The organism is Rahnella sp. BIGb0603, from assembly GCF_024808755.1.
Taxonomy (GTDB): Bacteria; Pseudomonadota; Gammaproteobacteria; order Enterobacterales; family Enterobacteriaceae; genus Rahnella; species Rahnella contaminans.
In genome coordinates this window covers 212488-231239 of the sequence record NZ_JANUEX010000003.1, presented here as the reverse complement: position 1 = coordinate 231239, position 18752 = coordinate 212488, and the positions used below count along the sequence as shown (strand labels likewise).

17 protein-coding genes are annotated in these 18752 nt (G+C 54.5%); 12 read left to right on the top strand and 5 right to left on the bottom strand.

Going from position 1 to position 18752, the window contains the following annotated elements:
• Positions 1–27 precede the first annotated feature (27 nt).
• Both M2403_RS09405 and M2403_RS09400 read right to left on the bottom strand, forming a co-directional pair.
• Positions 28–651, bottom strand: coding sequence for an RpoE-regulated lipoprotein (locus M2403_RS09405; RefSeq protein ID WP_165058440.1), 624 nt, complete (start codon positions 649–651; stop codon positions 28–30).
• Between the two features lie 147 nt (positions 652–798).
• A complete protein-coding gene (locus M2403_RS09400) occupies positions 799–1242 on the bottom strand; it encodes a DUF2919 domain-containing protein (RefSeq protein ID WP_259228992.1) in 444 nt (147 codons plus the stop codon).
• 173 nt (positions 1243–1415) lie between these two features.
• Here M2403_RS09400 and M2403_RS09395 point away from each other — a divergent pair, with 173 nt between their 5' ends.
• Positions 1416–1814 (top strand): YgiW/YdeI family stress tolerance OB fold protein, encoded by a 399-nt coding sequence (locus tag M2403_RS09395; protein ID WP_259229179.1) that lies wholly within the window; start codon positions 1416–1418, stop codon positions 1812–1814.
• A gap of 93 nt (positions 1815–1907) precedes the next feature.
• On the opposite strand, the gene M2403_RS09390 is transcribed toward M2403_RS09395, so the two are convergent.
• Positions 1908–2333: a GNAT family acetyltransferase gene (locus tag M2403_RS09390; protein ID WP_013574419.1), complete on the bottom strand. Its 426-nt coding sequence runs from the start codon at positions 2331–2333 to the stop codon at positions 1908–1910.
• Positions 2334–2610: 277 nt separating this feature from the next.
• On the opposite strand from M2403_RS09390, the gene amiA reads away from it, so the two are divergent.
• The 4 genes from amiA to M2403_RS09370 all read left to right on the top strand — a co-directional run bounded on the left by amiA (position 2611) and on the right by M2403_RS09370 (position 6014).
• Positions 2611–3495, top strand: a complete 885-nt coding sequence (gene amiA, locus M2403_RS09385; RefSeq protein WP_165058446.1) for an N-acetylmuramoyl-L-alanine amidase AmiA — start codon at positions 2611–2613, stop codon at positions 3493–3495.
• 108 nt (positions 3496–3603) lie between these two features.
• Positions 3604–4566, top strand: a complete 963-nt coding sequence (hemF, locus tag M2403_RS09380) for an oxygen-dependent coproporphyrinogen oxidase (RefSeq protein WP_152324527.1) — start codon at positions 3604–3606, stop codon at positions 4564–4566.
• Positions 4566–5015 carry a YaiI/YqxD family protein gene (locus M2403_RS09375; RefSeq protein WP_101076283.1) on the top strand — a complete coding sequence of 150 codons (450 nt, stop codon included), beginning with the start codon at positions 4566–4568 and terminating at the stop codon, positions 5013–5015. The genes hemF and M2403_RS09375 overlap by 1 nt, the downstream gene beginning before the upstream one ends.
• A 51-nt stretch (positions 5016–5066) precedes the next feature.
• Positions 5067–6014, top strand: coding sequence for a nucleoside hydrolase (locus tag M2403_RS09370; RefSeq protein ID WP_104921112.1), 948 nt, complete (start codon positions 5067–5069; stop codon positions 6012–6014).
• Positions 6015–6159: 145 nt separating this feature from the next.
• On the opposite strand, the gene maeB is transcribed toward M2403_RS09370, so the two are convergent.
• The gene (gene maeB / locus M2403_RS09365; protein WP_152324528.1) at positions 6160–8439 is read right to left on the bottom strand and encodes an NADP-dependent oxaloacetate-decarboxylating malate dehydrogenase; all 2280 of its coding nucleotides are present in this window, start codon (positions 8437–8439) and stop codon (positions 6160–6162) included.
• A gap of 383 nt (positions 8440–8822) precedes the next feature.
• Between maeB and tal the strand changes: the two genes are divergently transcribed.
• The 3 genes from tal (at position 8823) to yegD (ending at position 13318) form a co-directional block, all read left to right on the top strand.
• On the top strand, positions 8823–9773 hold the full coding sequence (gene tal, locus M2403_RS09360) for a transaldolase (protein WP_152324529.1): 951 nt from the start codon (positions 8823–8825) through the stop codon (positions 9771–9773).
• A gap of 63 nt (positions 9774–9836) precedes the next feature.
• Positions 9837–11831 carry a transketolase gene (gene tkt, locus M2403_RS09355; RefSeq protein WP_152324530.1) on the top strand — a complete coding sequence of 665 codons (1995 nt, stop codon included), beginning with the start codon at positions 9837–9839 and terminating at the stop codon, positions 11829–11831.
• A 134-nt stretch (positions 11832–11965) separates the two neighbouring features.
• Positions 11966–13318: a molecular chaperone gene (yegD, locus tag M2403_RS09350; protein ID WP_152324531.1), complete on the top strand. Its 1353-nt coding sequence runs from the start codon at positions 11966–11968 to the stop codon at positions 13316–13318.
• A 91-nt stretch (positions 13319–13409) separates the two neighbouring features.
• Here yegD and M2403_RS09345 read toward each other — a convergent pair whose 3' ends face one another.
• Positions 13410–14363: an aldo/keto reductase gene (locus M2403_RS09345; RefSeq protein ID WP_259229178.1), complete on the bottom strand. Its 954-nt coding sequence runs from the start codon at positions 14361–14363 to the stop codon at positions 13410–13412.
• Between the two features lie 260 nt (positions 14364–14623).
• Between M2403_RS09345 and mdtD the strand changes: the two genes are divergently transcribed.
• The 4 genes from mdtD to M2403_RS09325 all read left to right on the top strand — a co-directional run bounded on the left by mdtD (position 14624) and on the right by M2403_RS09325 (position 18716).
• On the top strand, positions 14624–16099 hold the full coding sequence (mdtD, locus tag M2403_RS09340) for a multidrug transporter subunit MdtD (protein WP_259228990.1): 1476 nt from the start codon (positions 14624–14626) through the stop codon (positions 16097–16099).
• Complete coding sequence (gene baeS, locus M2403_RS09335) at positions 16096–17481, top strand: two-component system sensor histidine kinase BaeS (protein ID WP_152324533.1); 1386 nt, start codon at positions 16096–16098, stop codon at positions 17479–17481. The genes mdtD and baeS overlap by 4 nt, the downstream gene beginning before the upstream one ends.
• Complete coding sequence (baeR, locus tag M2403_RS09330; RefSeq protein ID WP_152324534.1) at positions 17482–18201, top strand: two-component system response regulator BaeR; 720 nt, start codon at positions 17482–17484, stop codon at positions 18199–18201.
• Positions 18202–18368: 167 nt separating this feature from the next.
• Positions 18369–18716, top strand: a complete 348-nt coding sequence (locus M2403_RS09325; RefSeq protein ID WP_152324535.1) for a YegP family protein — start codon at positions 18369–18371, stop codon at positions 18714–18716.
• Positions 18717–18752 lie beyond the last annotated feature (36 nt).

Here is an 18752-nt window from a genome sequence, read left to right as displayed (position 1 = left end):
TAAAGCGCCGGGAAGGGAAAAGCGGCGTTACTGCGCCTGACCGGTTTGCAGCGGATTCGCGCGCCAGACGATTTTGCTGACTTTCCAGTCTTTCAGGGCGTCGTCAGAAGGCATCAGGGATTCAGGGCCGTGCCAGATCCCGCTAAACACATAGGTGACATGCGCGCTTTGCGGCGCTTTACACTCCACGTTCTGCGCATCGTCGCCTTCACCTTTCACGCACGAATCAAACGCTTTGGTATAGAGATCGCTGAACGACGTGCCAATTTTCACGCCCCACTCGCTCGCCACTTCAGGATCCATCACATCCACCCGCTGCACGTTACCTTTCGGCTCGCCGCTGACGGACAATTTCACGTCTTTGCCGTCCATCGCCTGGAAGAAGCTCAGCATTTTGCCATCACTCATCGACATACCGCTGCGCAGGGAATAGTTACCGTTGAGCCCGTCTTTGATGGCGGTTTCCGTCAGTGGCGTGCTGGCCGTGATACCGCCAACGCCCTGATCGGTCACGGTCAGGCTGCTGCCAAACCAGTTAAGCGGGTTCAGACCTGACCATGACATATGCGGCATGGACGGCATTGACGAGCAACCGGCGAGAAAAAGCGGTAACGCCAGCAACATCGGGCGGGCCCGTAAGCGAACAGTCATTCGGTACACTCCTTTCCTGCAAATTTCCGCAAACCGGGGCGGCCTGACGGATAAATCAGCAGCATATTTATTATTTGGAAATCGTTGTTAAGCGCCAGTTCGAGTACTTTCTTTCCGAAAAAGTTCAGCGCGGGCCGGGAAATGGCATCAGGCCAGACGGCGCGCGGCATCGAAACAGGCGCGCAAACGGCGGCTGAGCAACCAGTACGCCAGCGCGGCCGCATCGAGCAGCGCCAGTATGATATCCACCGCCGACAGAGTATCGGTACTTTGCCACACGCCTAAACCCTGCAAGGCAAAGGTCGCGAACATCCCCGCCAGCAATAGCCAGTAACCCGCCTGCCAGGTGCGTGGCCACAGATGCCGGCGTCCGCTCAGCAGGAAAACCAATGCGGGCGGTAAACCCAGCAACATGCCGGACCAGAAACTCTGCGGATCAGGGTAAAACAGCGCCAGCATATCACTGCCCTGCTGGCGCGAGGCACCCGCCATGACGAACAGCAGCCACGTGCGGGCCTGCAAAATCAGGATTGTCCAGAACCACAGAGGTAACCGCAACATACCGTGATCGTTATAATCATCCGGATTCATAAACGTGAAACACATTCCTTCAAACAAAGTGAAATTGAACAATAATCAACGCAGCTTAAGAAACTGTTAAGAACAATCTGCTTTACTGTTTCTCAACGCGGCAACAGGCTTTAAAAATCTCACTGTTGCCGGAATGTACTCTGGAAACGTTAAATTAAGGACGACCTATTATGATGAAGAAGATCACTCTGGCAACCCTCATTACACTTTGTTCAGCGACAGCGTTCGCACAACAAACAGGCGGGTTCAGCGGCCCTTCCGCGCAGGAAGCCCAAACACAACCGGCGGCGCAGGGTGGATTCACCGGCACTACCGCGCTCAGCACAGTGAAAGATGTGCAGACGATGAAAGACGATCAGTGGGTGATGCTCGAAGGCTTCCTCGATCAGCGCGTCGATCACGACAAATATATTTTCCGCGACAGCACCGGTACGCTCAACGTGGAGATCGACGGTAAACGCTGGCAGGGTCAGAACGTCTCGCCAAAAGATAAAATCCGCATTGAAGGTAAAGTCGATAAAGACTGGAACTCTGTGGAAGTGGACGTCAAAAGCGTAAAAGTGATCAATTAATCGCTCGTTAAGCATTTGACGTAAAAAAGCCCCGGCGGTGAGTCATCCGGCGGGGCTTTTTATTATCTGTTATTGCCGGAATTCAACGGGGTTTCAGTATTCCTGATCTTCAATCAGACGCTTGCCGAGCAATAACGTATCTGAAATCTCGTAACCCAGTTTTTCATACATGCTGACTACCGCATCATTTTCGGCACGCACCATTAAATTCATTTTCGGGCAGCCGCGCGCAATCAGTTTCTTTTCGAGACGATTCACCAGCGCGTTCGCAATCCCGCGCCCGCGATAATCCGGGTGAACTCCCAGATAATTCGCCGAGCCACGATGGCCGTCGTAGCCACCCATCAGCGTACCTACCACTTCACCACCGACTTCCGCCACCAGGAAAAACTCCGGGCTGTGGTTAATTTTGCGTTCAATATCCAGTTCAGGATCATTCCACGGACGCAGCAGATCGCAGCGCTCCCATAAGGTCAGAACTTCTTCGAAATCTTCTTGACGGTATACGCGAATTTCCATCACTGTTCGCCGCTGTTAATGAGGGTTTATTTAATTATCGCGTGATCTGCTTGATACGCAACATCAAAATCACAATCTGGAGGATAAACGACCGTATTTTATCGATGAATTTCACCGGTTATGGATCTTATAAGCCATTCACTGAACAGATATTTATTCGTCGAAATATTCATTCGCGACACATTATTCATAAAAAGTAATAGTTCTCAGATCGAAACTATAAAATAGATACTCTATAACATAAGGCATTCTGCTTTTTTCTGACGGTAATGGACTGATGTTAAACCCCCTGAACAAATTTTTGCATTTCCAGCCTCTTCCCGCTGCCGCCACCCGTCGCCAATTGTTGCTGTCCGGCCTGGGGCTTGCGATTGCCGCGTTTGGTTCCCGTTCCGCCAGCGCCGCGCAGCAGGAACACATCACGAAATCCGCCCCGGCACCGAAACCGCCAGGCGCTAAAAAGCTGGTGATGATTGACCCCGGCCACGGCGGGATTGATTCCGGTGCTGTCGGCCATGAAGGCTCAGAAGAAAAGCATGTGGTGCTGGAAATCGCCAACTACGTGCGTGAATTCCTCGGCGATCAGAGCCACATTGAGGTCCGGCTGACGCGCGATTCAGACCACTTCATTCCGCTTTATCAGCGTGTGGAATTGGCACATCAGCATCAGGCTGATTTATTTGTCTCGATTCATGCCGACGGTTACACCAGCCCGAGCGCTTCCGGTGCATCGGTATTTGCGCTGTCAAACCGCGGTGCGAGCAGCGCTATGGCACGGTATATGTCGAAAAAAGAGAACGATGCCGATCTGGTTGCGGGCGCGAAATACGCCAAAGAAGACAATAACTATCTGCAACAGGTGCTTTTCGATCTGGTCCAGACCGACACCATTAAAAACAGTCTGACGCTCGGCCATCACGTTCTCGAAAGGATCCGTCCAATCCACCATCTGCACAGCCAGCAGACAGAACAGGCGGCGTTCGCCGTGCTGAAATCCCCGTCAATTCCGTCGATTCTGGTAGAAACCTCGTTCATCACCAATCATCAGGAAGAACAGCTGCTCAGCACCACCGCGTTCCGCCGTGAAATCGCGCAGGCCATTTCTCAGGGAATTGTGAATTTCTTCAGCTATTTCGACGCCAACGAACGTAAGCCACGATAACCTTCCTGCTTCGCGCCGCAGATGCGCGGGTTGTTCTGGGCGATCCGACAGGTTTTGGGGTTATAATAACCACCACTTTTTTATCATTCAGCGCCCGCAAGGCGCTGAATGTCTTTTCAGTCAACGTCTGTGAGTTTGCCCGTGAGCCAATCGATCCCCGACATACAACAAGTCAAAACCTTCCTGCTCAAGCTTCAGGACCACATCTGCCAGCAGCTGGCTGCCGCCGATGGCAAAGGCCAGTTCGCGCAAGACCAGTGGGTTCGCGAAGAAGGCGGTGGCGGCCAGAGCCGGGTATTGACCAACGGCGCAGTCTTCGAACAGGCGGGGGTGAATTTCTCGCACGTTTCCGGTGCCACATTGCCCGCATCAGCCACCGCGCATCGTCCTGAGCTGGCAGGTCGCAGTTTCCAGGCAATGGGCGTTTCGCTGGTTATTCATCCGCTCAATCCTTACGTGCCCACCAGCCACGCCAACGTGCGTTTCTTCATTGCGGAAAAGCCCGGTGAAGCGCCGGTGTGGTGGTTCGGTGGCGGTTTTGACCTCACGCCTTACTACGGTTTTGAAGAAGATGCCCGCCACTGGCATCAGACCGCACAACAACTATGTCAGCCGTTCGGCGACGACGTGTATCCGAAATACAAAAAATGGTGTGACGATTACTTCTTTATCAAACACCGCAATGAAGCGCGCGGCATCGGAGGATTATTCTTTGATGACCTGAATACGCCAGATTTTGACACCTGCTTTGCGTTCATGCAGGCGGTGGGCAACGGCTTCACCGACGCTTATCTGCCGGTCGTCGAAAAACGCAAAGCGATGCCGTGGGGAGAACGTGAACGCCAGTTCCAGCTTTACCGCCGTGGCCGCTATGTGGAATTCAATCTGGTGTGGGATCGTGGCACGTTGTTCGGCCTGCAAACCGGAGGCCGCACGGAGTCAATTCTGATGTCCATGCCGCCGCTGGTTCGCTGGGAATATAGTTATCAGCCGGAAGCAGGCAGCCCGGAAGCCGCGCTGTACACCTATTTCCTGCCGGTTCGCGACTGGCTGAACGGGGAGAAACGCTGATGCAAATCTGGGTTGATGCAGATGCCTGTCCGAACGTAATCAAAGAAGTGTTGTTCCGCGCCGCCGAACGCACCGGCATGATGGTGACGCTGGTGGCGAACCAGACGATCCGCACGCCACCGTCGAAATTCCTGCGAACCCTGCGCGTCGAAGCAGGTTTTGACGTCGCCGATAACGAAATCGTCAAACGCACCGAACCCGGTGATCTGGTGGTCACTGCGGATATTCCGCTGGCGGCGGAAGTCATCGAAAAAGGGGGCGTTGCGCTGAACCCGCGTGGCGAGCGTTACACCACTGAAACCATTAAAGAACGCCTGAACATGCGCGATTTTATGGACACCATGCGCGCCAGCGGCGTGCAAACCGGCGGACCGCCTGCGCTTAATCAGCGTGACCGCCAGCAATTCGCCAATGAACTGGATAAGTGGCTGCAACAGGCCAAACGCTAAAATCCGGTCAGAGGAACCTGCTGTACCACTACATTTAAAGGAATAATAAAAATGGTCAAAAAGATCATACTGGATTGCGATCCGGGGCACGACGATGCCATCGCGATGTTACTCGCCCACGGGAATCCCGATATCGAACTGCTCGCCGTCACCACCGTGGTCGGCAATCAGACGCTGGAAAAAGTCACCCGTAATGCGCTGGCCGTTGCCCGCGTCATCAACCTGACCGGCGTCCCGTTTGCCGCCGGAGCCACCCGCCCGCTGGTGCGGCAAATCGAAGTGGCCGACGAAATCCATGGAGAATCCGGCCTTGACGGCCCGGTTTTACCGGAAGCGGCCATCACGCTTGAACCCGTTCATGCCATCGACCTGATCATTGATTTGATCATGTCGCATCCGCCCAAAACCATCACGCTGGTCCCGACCGGCGGCCTGACCAATATCGCCATGGCCGTGCGAAAAGAACCGCGCATCGCCGAACGCGTGAAAGAAGTCGTACTGATGGGCGGCGGTTACCATGTGGGTAACTGGAGCGCCGTGGCTGAATTCAATATCAAGATTGATCCCGAAGCCGCGCACATTGTTTTCAACGAAAAATGGCCGCTGACCATGGTCGGGCTAGACCTCACGCATCAGGCATTAGCCACACCAGAAGTGGCCGCACGAATCGCCGCTGTCGGCACACAACCGGCGAAATTTGTCGGTGAGCTGCTCGATTTCTTCGGCCTGAGCTACAAAGATCGCCAGGGCTTTGACTCCCCGCCGGTTCATGATCCGTGCGCCGTGGCCTACGTCATCGACCCGAACGTAATGACCGTACAAAAAGTCCCGGTAGACATTGAGCTAACCGGCACCTTAACGCTCGGCATGACGGTTGCTGACTTCCGTTCACCGCCGCCGCCCGATTGCCATACGCAGGTCGCGGTAAAACTCGACCATCAGCGTTTCTGGGATTTAATCGTTGATGCGCTCGAGCGTATCGGCGAAGTGAAATACTGATTTACTTAGGAAGAAAGGCTTTCCCCTAAATCATTCGTGCTGCAAAAAGGCGGCAATTGAGCAAACCCGATGAGCTGACACAGGTCAGTGATTCGGGTTCACGAGTGCAGCCAACGCATCTGCAGCGCGAAGGATGACGGGGAAATTAAAGAGGCTCGGTTTGCGCTTCCACTACCGCTAAAGCCACCATATTCACAATGCGTCTGACCGAAGCGATCGGCGTCAGAATATGCACCGGTTTCGCCACGCCCATTAACACCGGCCCTACCGTGACCCCTTCCGAACTCGACACCCGCAGCAAGTTATAGCTGATACGCGCCGATTCCATGTTTGGCATGATCAGGATATTCGCCGCCCCTTTTAACGGGCTGTCCGGCATGATGTCCTGCCGGATACTTTCGACCAGCGCTGCGTCGCCGTGCATCTCGCCGTCTATTTCAAGCAAAGGTTCACGCGCATTCACCAGCTCCAGCGTCCGCCGCATTTTGAGCGCTGCCGGGCTGTCAGAAGTGCCAAAACTGGAATGCGACAGCAGAGCCACTTTTGGTTCGATACCAAACCGCCGTACCGTTTCCGCCGCCATTAGCGTGATTTCGGCCAGCTGTTCTGCAGTCGGATCATCATTGACGTAAGTGTCCGCAATAAACGTATTCCCGCTCGGCAGCAGCAACGCATTCATCGCGCCGGCAACGTGTGCGCCCTCGCGGAACCCGAACACTTTTTCAACGATATCGTAATGCTCGTGATAGGTACCGACCGTTCCGCAAATCATTGCGTCAGCCTCGCCGCGCAGCAGCATGATGGCGGAAATCAGCGTCGGATTGCCGATAACCGCCCGCCGCGCCTGCTCCTGCGACACGCCGCGCCGTTTCATCAGCTCATAGTATTCACGCCAGTATTCGTTGAAACGCGGATCTGATTCGTTATTCACCACTTCAAAATCCCGGCCAGCTTCAATCTGCAAACCGAGTTTCTTGATACGCATCTCGATCACGCTTGGCCGCCCGACCAGAATTGGTTTTGCCAATCCCAGAGAAATCAGCTCCTGCGTCGCCTGCAAAACGCGCTCCTCTTCCCCTTCGGCCATCACCACCCGACGGGCGTCTTTTTTGGCCTGAGAGAAAATCGGCTTCATAAACAGATTGGTTTTGTAGACAAACTCCGACAGCTTTTCGACATAAGCATCGAAGTCCGGAATCGGCCGCGTTGCCACGCCGGAATCCATCGCCGCTTTCGCTACCGCAGGCGCAATTTTCACAATCAGGCGCGGGTCAAAAGGTTTGGGAATGATGTAATCCGGGCCAAATGAAAGCTCTTCTTCCCCGTAAGCCGACGCGACCACATCGCTTTGCTCCGCCATCGCCAGATCGGCAATCGCGTGCACGCAGGCCAGCTTCATTTCCTCGTTGATGGTCGTAGCCCCGACGTCCAGCGCACCGCGGAAAATGAACGGGAAGCACAGGACATTGTTCACCTGATTCGGGTAATCCGAACGACCCGTGCAGATAATCGCATCCGGGCGCACCGCTTTCGCCAGCGGCGGCAGGATTTCTGGTTCGGGGTTTGCCAGCGCCAGAATCAGCGGGGATTTCGCCATGGTTTTCACCATGTCCTGCGTCAGTACGCCAGGACCGGAACAGCCGAGGAAAATATCCGCACCCGGTATCGCATCCGCCAGCGTGCGCTGCCCGTTGTCCTCAATGGCATAGGCCGCTTTGGTTTCGGCCATGTTCTCTTCGCGGCCCTGATAAATCACGCCGCGGGAATCACAGGCCGTGATGTTGTGGCGTTTCAGCCCGAGCGCTACCAGCAAATTCAGGCAGGCAATGGCCGACGCACCGGCACCGGACACCACCAGCCGCACATCCGAAATATCTTTCCCGACCACACGTAAACCGTTGAGCACCGCCGCCGTACAGATGATTGCCGTCCCGTGCTGATCGTCGTGAAATACCGGAATATTCATTCGCTCACGCAGTTTGCTCTCAATGTAAAAACACTCAGGCGCTTTGATGTCTTCGAGATTGATACCGCCAAACGTCGGTTCAAGCGCGGCGATCACTTCGATCAGTTTGTCGGGATCAAGCTCGTCCACCTCGATATCAAAAACATCAATACCGGCAAATTTCTTGAACAAAACGCCCTTACCTTCCATCACCGGTTTTCCGGCCAGCGCCCCGATATTGCCCAGCCCGAGTACCGCGGTGCCGTTGGAAATCACCGCTACCAGATTTCCGCGTGCGGTGTATTTATAGGCCGCAAGCGGATCTTTGGCGATTTCCAGACAGGGCGCCGCCACGCCCGGAGAGTACGCCAGCGCCAGATCGCGCTGCGTGGCCAGAGGCTTGGTTGGCGAAACCTGAATTTTTCCGGGCACCGGAAACTCATGAAAATCGAGTGCGCTTTGCTTGAGTTGTTCGTCCATCGTAGGGTCCTTTTTTGTTTCTTATATTTTGTAGAGACAGCAGGAAACGGATGCAACATCACCATCAGTTTTACCCGATGACAGTATAGATAACCTGCCACGATAAACGCCGGATAACGACCAAAACTTAGCCGTTACATTGTTTGCTTTTCGTTCACGGAAGACGTCTCGCAAATTTCGACTAAGCTTAAAGTTTGACCTTGCGCTTTCCTCTCTCGCCCCGCAGTCTGAGCTGCGACGAGGGCTGCCATTGTTATGACCCATCGCAACAATCAGAAAAAGCGCATTCAGTTTGTTAACCGAATGATGCAGGGTAGGAGCCCAACGAAATAGAGTCGTACGACCTTATTGCTGTATCGTTTTTTTCGCCAAGGAGCTAAGAGATGAACCAGTTAGACGCACTTAAAAAGGTAACGACTGTCGTTGCCGACAGTGGTGATATTGAATCTATCCGTCATTTCGAGCCTCAGGATGCGACCACCAATCCTTCGCTGATCCTCAAAGCCGCAGACCTGCCGCAATACCAAAATCTGATCAAAGACGCCGTCGCTTATGCCCGTAAACAAGGGGGCAGCAAAGACGATCAGGTGATTAACGCCACCGATAAGCTGGCCGTGAACATCGGCGCAGAAATTCTGAAAAGCGTGCCGGGGCGCATCTCGACCGAAGTCGATGCCCGCCTGTCATTTGACACCGAAAAATGCATTGCCAAAGCCCGTAAGCTGATCGGTCTTTATCAGGGACAAGGCATCGATAAATCGCGCATCCTGATCAAACTGGCTTCCACGTGGGAAGGTATCAAAGCCGCCGAAGCGCTGGAAAAAGAAGGTATCAACTGTAACCTGACGCTACTTTTCTCCTTTGCTCAGGCGCGTGCCTGTGCCGAAGCGGGGGTTTATCTGATTTCGCCGTTCGTGGGTCGCATCTATGACTGGTACAAAGCCAAAGAGCCGAACGCCGCGTATGACGTTGAGAAAGATCCGGGCGTGAAATCGGTCCGTGAGATTTACGAATACTATAAAGCGCATGACTACAAGACCGTGATCATGGGCGCCAGCTTCCGTAAAGTGGAACAAATTCTGGCGCTGGCCGGTTGTGATCGCCTGACCATTTCACCAAACCTGCTTGAAGAGCTTAAAGCCAGCAGCGCGCCGGTTGAACGCAAGCTACAACCTTCGTCGCAGGGCAGTAAAAAGCCTGCGCCGCTGACTCAGGCTGAATTCCTCTGGGAACATCATCAGGACGCCATGGCCGTCGAGAAACTGGCCGAAGGCATCCGCCTGTTCGCCGTCGACCAGAAGAAACTCGAAGACATGTTGTCCGCTCAACTGTAATTTCATCCCCCCTTTTTTCGATGGTCGCTGCACAGAATCAGCGACCATTAACCGGAGAAAAATATGCCTTCTCGCAGAGAGCTAGCCAATGCTATCCGTGCACTGAGCATGGACGCCGTCCAGAAAGCAAACAGCGGTCACCCGGGTGCCCCGATGGGCATGGCGGACATCGCTGAAGTGCTGTGGCGTGATTACATGAATCACAACCCGGCCAACCCGAAATGGGCAGACCGCGACCGTTTCATTTTGTCCAACGGCCACGGTTCGATGCTGATTTACAGCCTGCTGCATCTCACCGGCTATGACCTGCCGATGACAGAGCTGGAAAACTTCCGCCAGCTGCATTCCAAAACGCCGGGCCACCCGGAATACGGCTACACGCCGGGCGTTGAAACCACCACCGGCCCGCTGGGTCAGGGCATTGCCAACGCCGTCGGTTTTGCGATTGCAGAACGCACGCTTGCCGCTCAGTTTAACCGTGATAATCACGACATTGTGAACCACCACACCTATGCCTTTATGGGCGACGGTTGCATGATGGAAGGCATTTCCCATGAAGCCTGCTCGCTGGCTGGCACCATGAAACTCGGCAAACTGACCGCGTTTTATGATGACAACGGCATCTCCATCGACGGCCACGTTGAAGGCTGGTTCACCGATGACACAGCTAAACGTTTTGAAGCCTATGGCTGGCACGTGATCCGGGGCGTTGACGGCCACAATTCAGATGCCATTAAAGCGGCGATTGAAGAATCCCATAAAGTCACCGACCGGCCTTCCCTGCTGATGTGCAAAACTGTGATCGGCTTTGGTTCCCCGCATAAAGCCGGTACACACGATGCGCACGGCGCGGCGCTGGGCGCAGACGAAGTGGCGGCAACCCGCAAGGCGCTGGGCTGGAATTATCCGGCGTTTGAAATCCCTCAGGATATTTATGCCGCATGGGATGCCAAAGAAGCCGGTAAAGCCAAAGAAAAAGCGTGGAATGATAAATTCGCGGCTTATGCCAAAGATCATCCTGAACTGGCGGCTGAATTTGAACGTCGCGTCAGCGGCGAACTGCCGGCTAACTGGGAAACCGAAGCGCAGAAATTTATCGAAGAATTGCAGGCTAATCCGGCGAATATCGCCAGCCGTAAAGCTTCCCAAAATACGCTGGAACGCTTTGGCAAAATTCTGCCTGAGTTCCTTGGCGGCTCCGCTGACCTGGCTCCGAGCAACCTGACCATGTGGTCCGGTTCAAAATCGCTCGGTGACGATCTGGCCGGTAACTACATTCATTACGGCGTTCGCGAGTTCGGGATGACCGCAATTTCCAACGGTATCACCCTGCACGGCGGTTTCCTGCCTTATTCCGCAACCTTCCTGATGTTCGTCGAATATGCCCGTAACGCGGTACGTATGGCGGCACTGATGAAAATCCGCAACATATTCGTGTATACCCATGACTCCATCGGTCTGGGCGAAGACGGCCCGACGCACCAGCCGGTTGAACAAATGGCCAGCCTGCGTGTGACGCCGAACATGAGCCTGTGGCGTCCTGCGGATCAGGTCGAATCCGCCATCGCCTGGAAAACTGCGATTGAGCGTAAAGACGGCCCGTCAGCACTGATCTTCTCCCGCCAGAACCTGACGCAACAACCGCGTACTGCCGGACAGCTGGCAAACGTGGCGCGCGGCGGTTATGTGCTGAAAGATTCCGATGGCACGCCGGAAATCATCCTGATTGCGACCGGTTCGGAAGTGGGCATTACGGTTGAAGCAGCGGACAAACTGACGGCAGCGGGCACCAAAGTGCGCGTGGTTTCCATCCCGTCGACCGATGTCTTCGACAAACAAGACGCGGCGTATCGCGAATCCGTACTGCCAAAAGCCGTGACCGCGCGTCTGGCGGTCGAAGCGGGTATTGCAGATTACTGGTACAAGTATGTCGGCCTGAACGGCGACGTTGTCGGTATGACCACCTTCGGCGAATCCGCTCCGGCAGAACTGCTGTTCAAAGAGTTCGGTTTTACCGTGGATAACGTGGTCGCAAAAGCACAGGCACTGCTGAAGTAATCTCCGGTACATTTCCCTCTCTGTAAAAAGAGGGGGAAATGCTGGCTAAAAATCTCACATCGGCCCCCTTCCTGCTTGATGAATCAGCCCCTCTCCGGTAAAGTCCCGTCCCTTCTTTGGCATGGGGATCAATAATGTTTATTGGATTTGACTACGGTACAGCGAATTGCTCAGTCGCAGTGATGCGCGATAATAACGCCCAACTTCTGGCGTTAGAAAATAATGATCCTTATTTACCCTCCATGCTCTGTGCGCCATCCCGTGAAGCTGTCAGCGAATGGCTGAACCGCCACGGACAGGTGCCGACAGGCAGTGATGAAAATCTGGCGCTGCTGCGTCGTAGTATCAGCTTTAACCGCGAGGAAGATATTCCGGTTAACGCCAACAGCGTGAACTTTGGTTTGCAGGCGCTGGCGACCTACATGGAAGATCCGGAAGAAGTGTATTTCGTTCGTTCTCCGAAATCGTTTCTTGGCGCAAACGGCCTGAAGCCACAGCAGATTGCCCTGTTCGAAGATCTGGTTTGCGCGATGATGTATCACATCAAACGTCAGGCAGAATCTGTTTTGCAGGAAAGCATTGAGCAGACGGTAATTGGCCGTCCGATCAACTTCCAGGGCATGGGCGGTGAGGAAGCGAACAGTCAGGCGCAGGGGATTTTACAGCGCGCCGCTGAACGTGCCGGTTTCCGTGATATTGCTTTCCAGTTTGAGCCGGTAGCGGCAGGTCTGGATTTTGAAGCCACCCTGACAGATGAGAAAACAGTGCTGGTCGTCGATATCGGCGGCGGAACGACCGACTGTTCCGTTCTGCTGATGGGCCCGCAGTGGCGCGATAAAGCGGAACGCCAGAACAGCCTGCTCGGCCACAGTGGTTGCCGCGTCGGCGGTAACGATCTGGACATCATGACCGCGTTTAAACAACTGACGCCTCAGTTCGGCATGGGCAGCGAAACGCAAAAAGGTATCGCGATCCCGGCATTACCTTACTGGAATGCGGTTGCAACCAATGATGTTCCTGCACAGCTGGATTTCTACAGCGTGGCGAATGGCCGCATGTTGCGTGATTTGATCCGCGACGCCGCGCAGCCGGATCTCATTAAGCGCCTGCTGAAAGTACAACAACAGCGCCTGAGCTACCGCCTGGTACGTGCTGCCGAAGAAAGTAAAATTGCCCTCTCCGAGCGCGAAAGCGTGACGGCGGCAATGGACTTCATTGAATCCGGTCTGGCAGAAACCATCAGCCAGCAGCAGCTGAGTGACGCGATTTCTCAGCCGCTGGAACGCATTCAGGAACAGGTTGCTCTGGCACTGGCCAGCAGCGAAATTAAACCGGATGTGATTTATCTGACCGGTGGCAGCGCCCGTTCTCCACTTTTACGTGCCGCATTGCAGGCACAGTTGCCGGGGATCCCGCTGGTCGGGGGCAATGATTTTGGCTCGGTCACTGCCGGTCTGGCGCGCTGGGCACAAACGCTGTTCCGTTAATTAACGGCTTCACAAAAACAAAAACCGCCTGATGTTAAGGCGGTTTTTTTGTTTATGGCGATACGGCAAATTACGTTTTACAAAGACTTGGTTACCATGCGCTGGCGTCGTTAAGCGTACGGATATCGGCATCATCGAGTTTCAGCGTAGCGGCCTGCGCCAGTTCATTGATCTGTTGCAGCGAGGTCGCGCTGACAATCGGGGACGTGATGCTCGGACGGGCGATTTGCCAGGCCAGCGCAACCTGACCCGGCTGTGCGCCGTGTTTTTCTGCGACCTGATCCAGCCCCTGCAACACTTTCAGGCCACGTTCGTTCAGGCAACGTGCAACCACGTTTTCGCCACGTTTACTTTTGCTGGCGTCGGCTTTCGTACGGTATTTCCCGGTCAGGAATCCGGCAGCCAGCCCATAGAAATTGATCACGCCAAGGCCATTGTCCGTCACGACTTTTTCCAGCGCTTCTTCATACACTTTGCGGTCGTAAAGATTGTACTGAGGTTGCAGCGTTTCATAACGCGCCAGCCCGTTTTCCTTGCTGACTTTCAGCGCTTCGGCCAGACGTGGCGCGCTGTAGTTGGATGCGCCGATAGCGCGCACCTTGCCTTCTTTGATCAGCGCATCAAACGCGGCCAGACTTTCTGCCAGCGGCGTATCCGCATCATCGTCATGTGACTGATACAAATCGATATAGTCGGTTTGCAGGCGTTTCAAAGAAGCTTCCACCGCTTCTTTGATATAACGTGGCGACAGGCCAACTTTCCCTTCACCCATCGGTTTACCGACTTTTGTCGCCAGAATGATCTGGTCGCGCTTGCCGGTTTTTTTCAGCCAGTTGCCGATAATGGTTTCCGACTCGCCACCGTGGTTGCCTTCGACCCAGCTCGAATACACATCAGCGGTGTCGATAAAGTTAAGTTTATGATCCAGAAGAGCATCGAGCAGATTAAAGGATGCTGCCTGATCGACAGTCCAGCCAAACACATTGCCGCCGAAAGTCAGCAACGGCACCTGAATTCCTGAACGGCCCAGTTCTCTTTTACTCATCATTCTCTCCCTTTGAGAAGGTCAGATTAAACATGCTTTGCGTGCGAACGATTCGTGATCAAAGGTCAACCTTAGCATTTTGATATAAAATGTCAGGCTTAAACTCTATTCTTTATTGTCAGAAGAATTGTCAAAAAATGGGAAAGACTCTCCTTATTTCCTCCATTTTCTGCTGAAGCATTCTGGCTACACTGTAAGCCTGGTCTGAAGGTGGTACTCCCCCTGAAATGCCGCGACAATGATTGTGCTGATGCGAACCCATGAAATCTGAAAACACTGACACCTTACCGCCTCCCGCCCCGCTGCCACCGTCGGTACGCTGGCAATTGTGGATTGTCGCCTTTGGCTTTTTTATGCAGGCGCTCGACACTACGATTGTGAATACTGCGTTACCGTCAATGGCCCGCAGCCTGGGTGAAAATCCTCTGCATATGCATTCGGTGGTGGTCGCTTATGTGCTGACCGTCGCAGTGATGTTGCCCGCCAGCGGCTGGCTGGCGGATAAAGTCGGGGTGAAATGGGTCTTCTTTTCCGCCATCGTTTTGTTCACCGTCGGTTCACTACTCTGCGCGCAGTCCGAAAGTCTGCGCGAACTGGTACTGTCACGTATCGTTCAGGGGATTGGCGGCGCGATGATGGTGCCCGTCGGGCGGCTGACGGTGTTGAAAATCGTTCCGCGCAGCGAATACATGGCCGCCATGACCATGGTCACCCTGCCCGGCCAGGTCGGCCCGCTGCTCGGCCCGGCGCTGGGTGGTTTTCTGGTGCAGTACGCCAGCTGGCACTGGATTTTCCTGATCAATCTGCCTGTCGGTCTGGCCGGTTGTATTGCCACGCTGATGATTATGCCGAATTACAAAATGCAGACACGGCGCTTTGATATCAGCGGCTTTGTCATGCTGGCGGTTTGTATGGCGACGCTCACGCTGGCGCTGGAAGGCAGCCGCAGCATGGGCCTTAGCGCGCTTGAATTAGTGCTGCTGGTGGTCGTCGGTTTAGGCGCGTTAGGCATTTACTGGATGCACGCCCGCGGCAATCTTTCCGCGCTGTTTTCTCTGCGCCTGTTCCACACACCAACGTTTAAAATCGGCCTGATCGGCAGCCTGTTAGGCCGCATCGGCAGCGGAATGTTGCCGTTTATGACGCCGGTATTTTTACAGCTGGGGATGGGCTTTACGCCATTCCACGCCGGGCTGATGATGATCCCGATGGTGCTTGGCAGCATGGGGATGAAGCGCGTGGTCGTGCGGCTGGTGAATCAGCTCGGGTATCGCGCCGCGCTGGTGAGCGCCACTTTACTGCTCGCGCTGATTACGCTTATCTTCCCGCTGGTGGCGATTTACGGCGCTGTGTGGATGATTCCGGTGGTGCTGTTCTTCCAGGGCATGGTGAACTCCCTGCGCTTCTCCTCCATGAATACGCTGACGCTGAAAGATTTACCGCCGCGTCTGGCCAGCAGCGGCAACAGCCTGCTGTCGATGATTATGCAGTTGTCGATGAGTCTCGGGGTCAGCGTCGCCGGTTTGCTGATTGGCCTCTTCGCGCATCAGCAGGCCATAACGCCTGACAGCAGCACCATGCACACTGCTTTCCTGTATTGCTATATGTCGATGGCGCTGGTGATCGCCCTGCCCGCCTGGGTCTTTTCGAAAGTGCCGCCGGACATGCAGAAAAATGCCGTTATCGATCGCCGCCGTGCCGCGGCCGGATCTCCCGACCCGATGAGAAAATCATGAAACCAGGTATTACCGCCAAACTGTTTATGGCTATTTTCTGCACCTGCGCACTGGTGTTAATCACCATGAACTGGGGCGTGCGGATGAGCTTCGAACGGGGCTTTATCGATTACATACGCCAGAGTAATGAATCGCGCGTTGAGCTGCTGGCCGACACCTTGCAAGAGCAGTACAAACTGCACGGCAACTGGGATTTTCTGGAAAAAAATGACCGCCTGATTTATCAGCTGATGCGCTCATTTGATCAGAACAGCAGCCAGAAAATGCCGCCGCAGGGATGGCGGACAAAGTTCTGGATCCTCGACAGCCATGACCGTCGCATCGGCGGTTACGATCAACCGGTTCCTGCTGATCTTCAGGGGCCGCGCCGCGTGATGACCGTTGACGGTGTGATGATAGGCTCGGTGATTTCCACGCCTGCCGAGCGCCTGACCCGCGACGCAGACATCAATTTCGAGCACCAGCAAAGCCGCACCAGCTGGATTATCACGGCGTTTACCGCCCTGCTGGCAGCCGCCGTGACCTGGGTACTTTCGCGGGGAATGCTCGCGCCGGTTAAGCGTCTGGTCAACGGCACGCATCAGCTGGCCGCCGGGGATTTCAGCACGCGCGTTGAAGTCGACAGCGAAGACGAACTGGGCAAACTGGCGCAGGACTTTAACCAGCTGGCGATGACGCTGGAAAAAAACGAGCAGATGCGCCGCGCCTTTATGGCTGATATTTCCCACGAACTGCGCACGCCGCTGGCGGTATTGCGCGGCGAGCTGGAAGCGATGCAGGACGGCGTGCGCAAAATGACGATGGGTTCGCTGGAATCCCTGCAATCTGAAGTCTCGATCCTCACGAAACTGGTGGATGACTTGCACCAGCTTTCGCTGTCGGATGCCGGTGCGCTGGCGTACCGCAAAGTCGAAACGGACGTGGTACATCTGATTCAGCTGGCGGAAGCCGGTTCACGCGACCGCTTCCACAGTAAACAGCTAACCCTGACCAGCCATCTGCCGGAAAGCGCCGAAGTCTTTGGGGACCCGCAGCGTCTGTCGCAGCTCTTCAATAATTTGCTGGAAAACAGCCTGCGCTATACTGACCCCAACGGCGGCCTGGAAATTCTCGGCGAAATCCGTGATAAATCGCTGCATCTGAATTTCCAGGACAGCGCACCTGGCATCAGTGATGAACAGCTGGTACGAATCTTCGAGCGTTTTTATCGCACCGAAGGCTCGCGCAATCGCGCCAGCGGTGGTTCTGGTTTAGGTCTGGCAATTTGCCAGAATATTGTCGAAGCGCACGGTGGGCAGATAAGCGCCAGCCACTCTCCGGCGGGTGGCGTTCGCATAACGATTGTCCTGCCGCTTTCCATTCCACATGGCCCGAGAAACTGAATGAACGACTCTGTATTGTCCGGCCCTGCGCCGTTAAAAATTCTGATCGTGGAAGATGAACCGAAACTTGCCCAACTGCTGATCGACTATCTCGAAGCGGCGGGTTACGCGACACAATGGTTGCCCGACGGCCATGAAGTGATCGCGCAGGTGAAAACCAATCCCCCGGCGCTGATCCTGCTGGATCTGATGTTGCCGGGGAGCAGCGGCTTATCCATCTGCCGCGATATCCGTCAGTTTTCCGATGTGCCAATCATGATGGTCACGGCAAAAACAGAAGAAATCGACCGCCTGCTCGGGCTGGAAATTGGTGCCGATGATTACATCTGCAAACCTTACAGCCCGCGTGAAGTGGTTGCGCGCGTGAAAGTGATCCTGCGCCGCTGCGTGCGTCCTGACGAACATGTGACCAAAGAGACCGGCCTGCATATTGATGAAGCCCGTTTTCAGGCGACATTCCAGGGGCATGAGCTTGAGCTGACGCCAGCGGAATTTCGTCTGCTGAAAACGCTGTCGGTCAAGCCCGGCTATGTCTTCACCCGTGAAATCCTGCTTAATAACCTGTATGACGATTACCGCGTGGTAACGGATCGCACCATTGACAGCCACATTAAAAACCTGCGGCGGAAACTCGAATCGCTGGACGGCGAGAAGGCGTTTATCCGCGCCGTCTACGGCGTGGGTTATCGCTGGGAAGCAGAGCCCTGCCATCTGGTGTAACGCGCAGGGTTGAATACCTGAAAGGCCGGCAGTGCAGATTTGTAAAGTTACTGAAAGTCTGTCGGCCAGTTCACATTTAATGTCTTAAATACTCCCTTTCCCCGCGAAAAAGTTTCCCTTAACTACACTTATCTCTGGAAAAAACCCTTCTACTGGAGATTACCTTTATGGCTAACGGTCACTATGATCTGAAAAAAGCGAAGAATGGACAGTTTCACTTTAACCTGAAGGCGGGGAACGGAGAGATTATTCTCACCAGCGAGATGTATGCCAGTAAAGCGTCGGCGGAAAATGGCATTTCGTCGGTGCAGGCTAACGCGCCGCATGAGGCTCAATACGAAGTGAAACCGTCAAAAGACGGGCAATTTTATTTTGTGCTGAAAGCGAAAAACCACCAGGTTATCGGTGTGAGTGAAATGTACACCACGGAAAGCGCCGCGAAAAAAGGCATCCTGTCGGTTGTGAAAAACGGGCCAACGGCCGATATCCGCGATCTCACCCAGCAAACTGCCTGATTCCTTCTTTGCGGAGGTTGCGGCATTCTGCGCTGC

Excerpts from the sequence above, each read along its gene's own strand:
- M2403_RS09400 (WP_259228992.1), bottom strand. The coding sequence starts at position 1,242 with ATGAATCCGGATGATTATAACGATCACGGTATGTTGCGGTTACCTCTG.
- M2403_RS09395 (WP_259229179.1), top strand. The coding sequence starts at position 1,416 with ATGAAGAAGATCACTCTGGCAACCCTCATTACACTTTGTTCAGCGACA.
- baeR (WP_152324534.1), top strand. The coding sequence starts at position 17,482 with ATGAACGACTCTGTATTGTCCGGCCCTGCGCCGTTAAAAATTCTGATC.
- M2403_RS09405 (WP_165058440.1), bottom strand. The coding sequence starts at position 651 with ATGACTGTTCGCTTACGGGCCCGCCCGATGTTGCTGGCGTTACCGCTT.
- M2403_RS09370 (WP_104921112.1), top strand. The coding sequence starts at position 5,067 with ATGGTCAAAAAGATCATACTGGATTGCGATCCGGGGCACGACGATGCC.
- maeB (WP_152324528.1), bottom strand. The coding sequence starts at position 8,439 with ATGGACGAACAACTCAAGCAAAGCGCACTCGATTTTCATGAGTTTCCG.
- baeS (WP_152324533.1), top strand. The coding sequence starts at position 16,096 with ATGAAACCAGGTATTACCGCCAAACTGTTTATGGCTATTTTCTGCACC.
- M2403_RS09345 (WP_259229178.1), bottom strand. The coding sequence starts at position 14,363 with ATGAGTAAAAGAGAACTGGGCCGTTCAGGAATTCAGGTGCCGTTGCTG.
- amiA (WP_165058446.1), top strand. The coding sequence starts at position 2,611 with ATGTTAAACCCCCTGAACAAATTTTTGCATTTCCAGCCTCTTCCCGCT.
- tal (WP_152324529.1), top strand. The coding sequence starts at position 8,823 with ATGAACCAGTTAGACGCACTTAAAAAGGTAACGACTGTCGTTGCCGAC.
- M2403_RS09390 (WP_013574419.1), bottom strand. The coding sequence starts at position 2,333 with ATGGAAATTCGCGTATACCGTCAAGAAGATTTCGAAGAAGTTCTGACC.
- mdtD (WP_259228990.1), top strand. The coding sequence starts at position 14,624 with ATGAAATCTGAAAACACTGACACCTTACCGCCTCCCGCCCCGCTGCCA.
- M2403_RS09375 (WP_101076283.1), top strand. The coding sequence starts at position 4,566 with ATGCAAATCTGGGTTGATGCAGATGCCTGTCCGAACGTAATCAAAGAA.
- tkt (WP_152324530.1), top strand. The coding sequence starts at position 9,837 with ATGCCTTCTCGCAGAGAGCTAGCCAATGCTATCCGTGCACTGAGCATG.
- hemF (WP_152324527.1), top strand. The coding sequence starts at position 3,604 with ATGTCTTTTCAGTCAACGTCTGTGAGTTTGCCCGTGAGCCAATCGATC.
- M2403_RS09325 (WP_152324535.1), top strand. The coding sequence starts at position 18,369 with ATGGCTAACGGTCACTATGATCTGAAAAAAGCGAAGAATGGACAGTTT.
- yegD (WP_152324531.1), top strand. The coding sequence starts at position 11,966 with ATGTTTATTGGATTTGACTACGGTACAGCGAATTGCTCAGTCGCAGTG.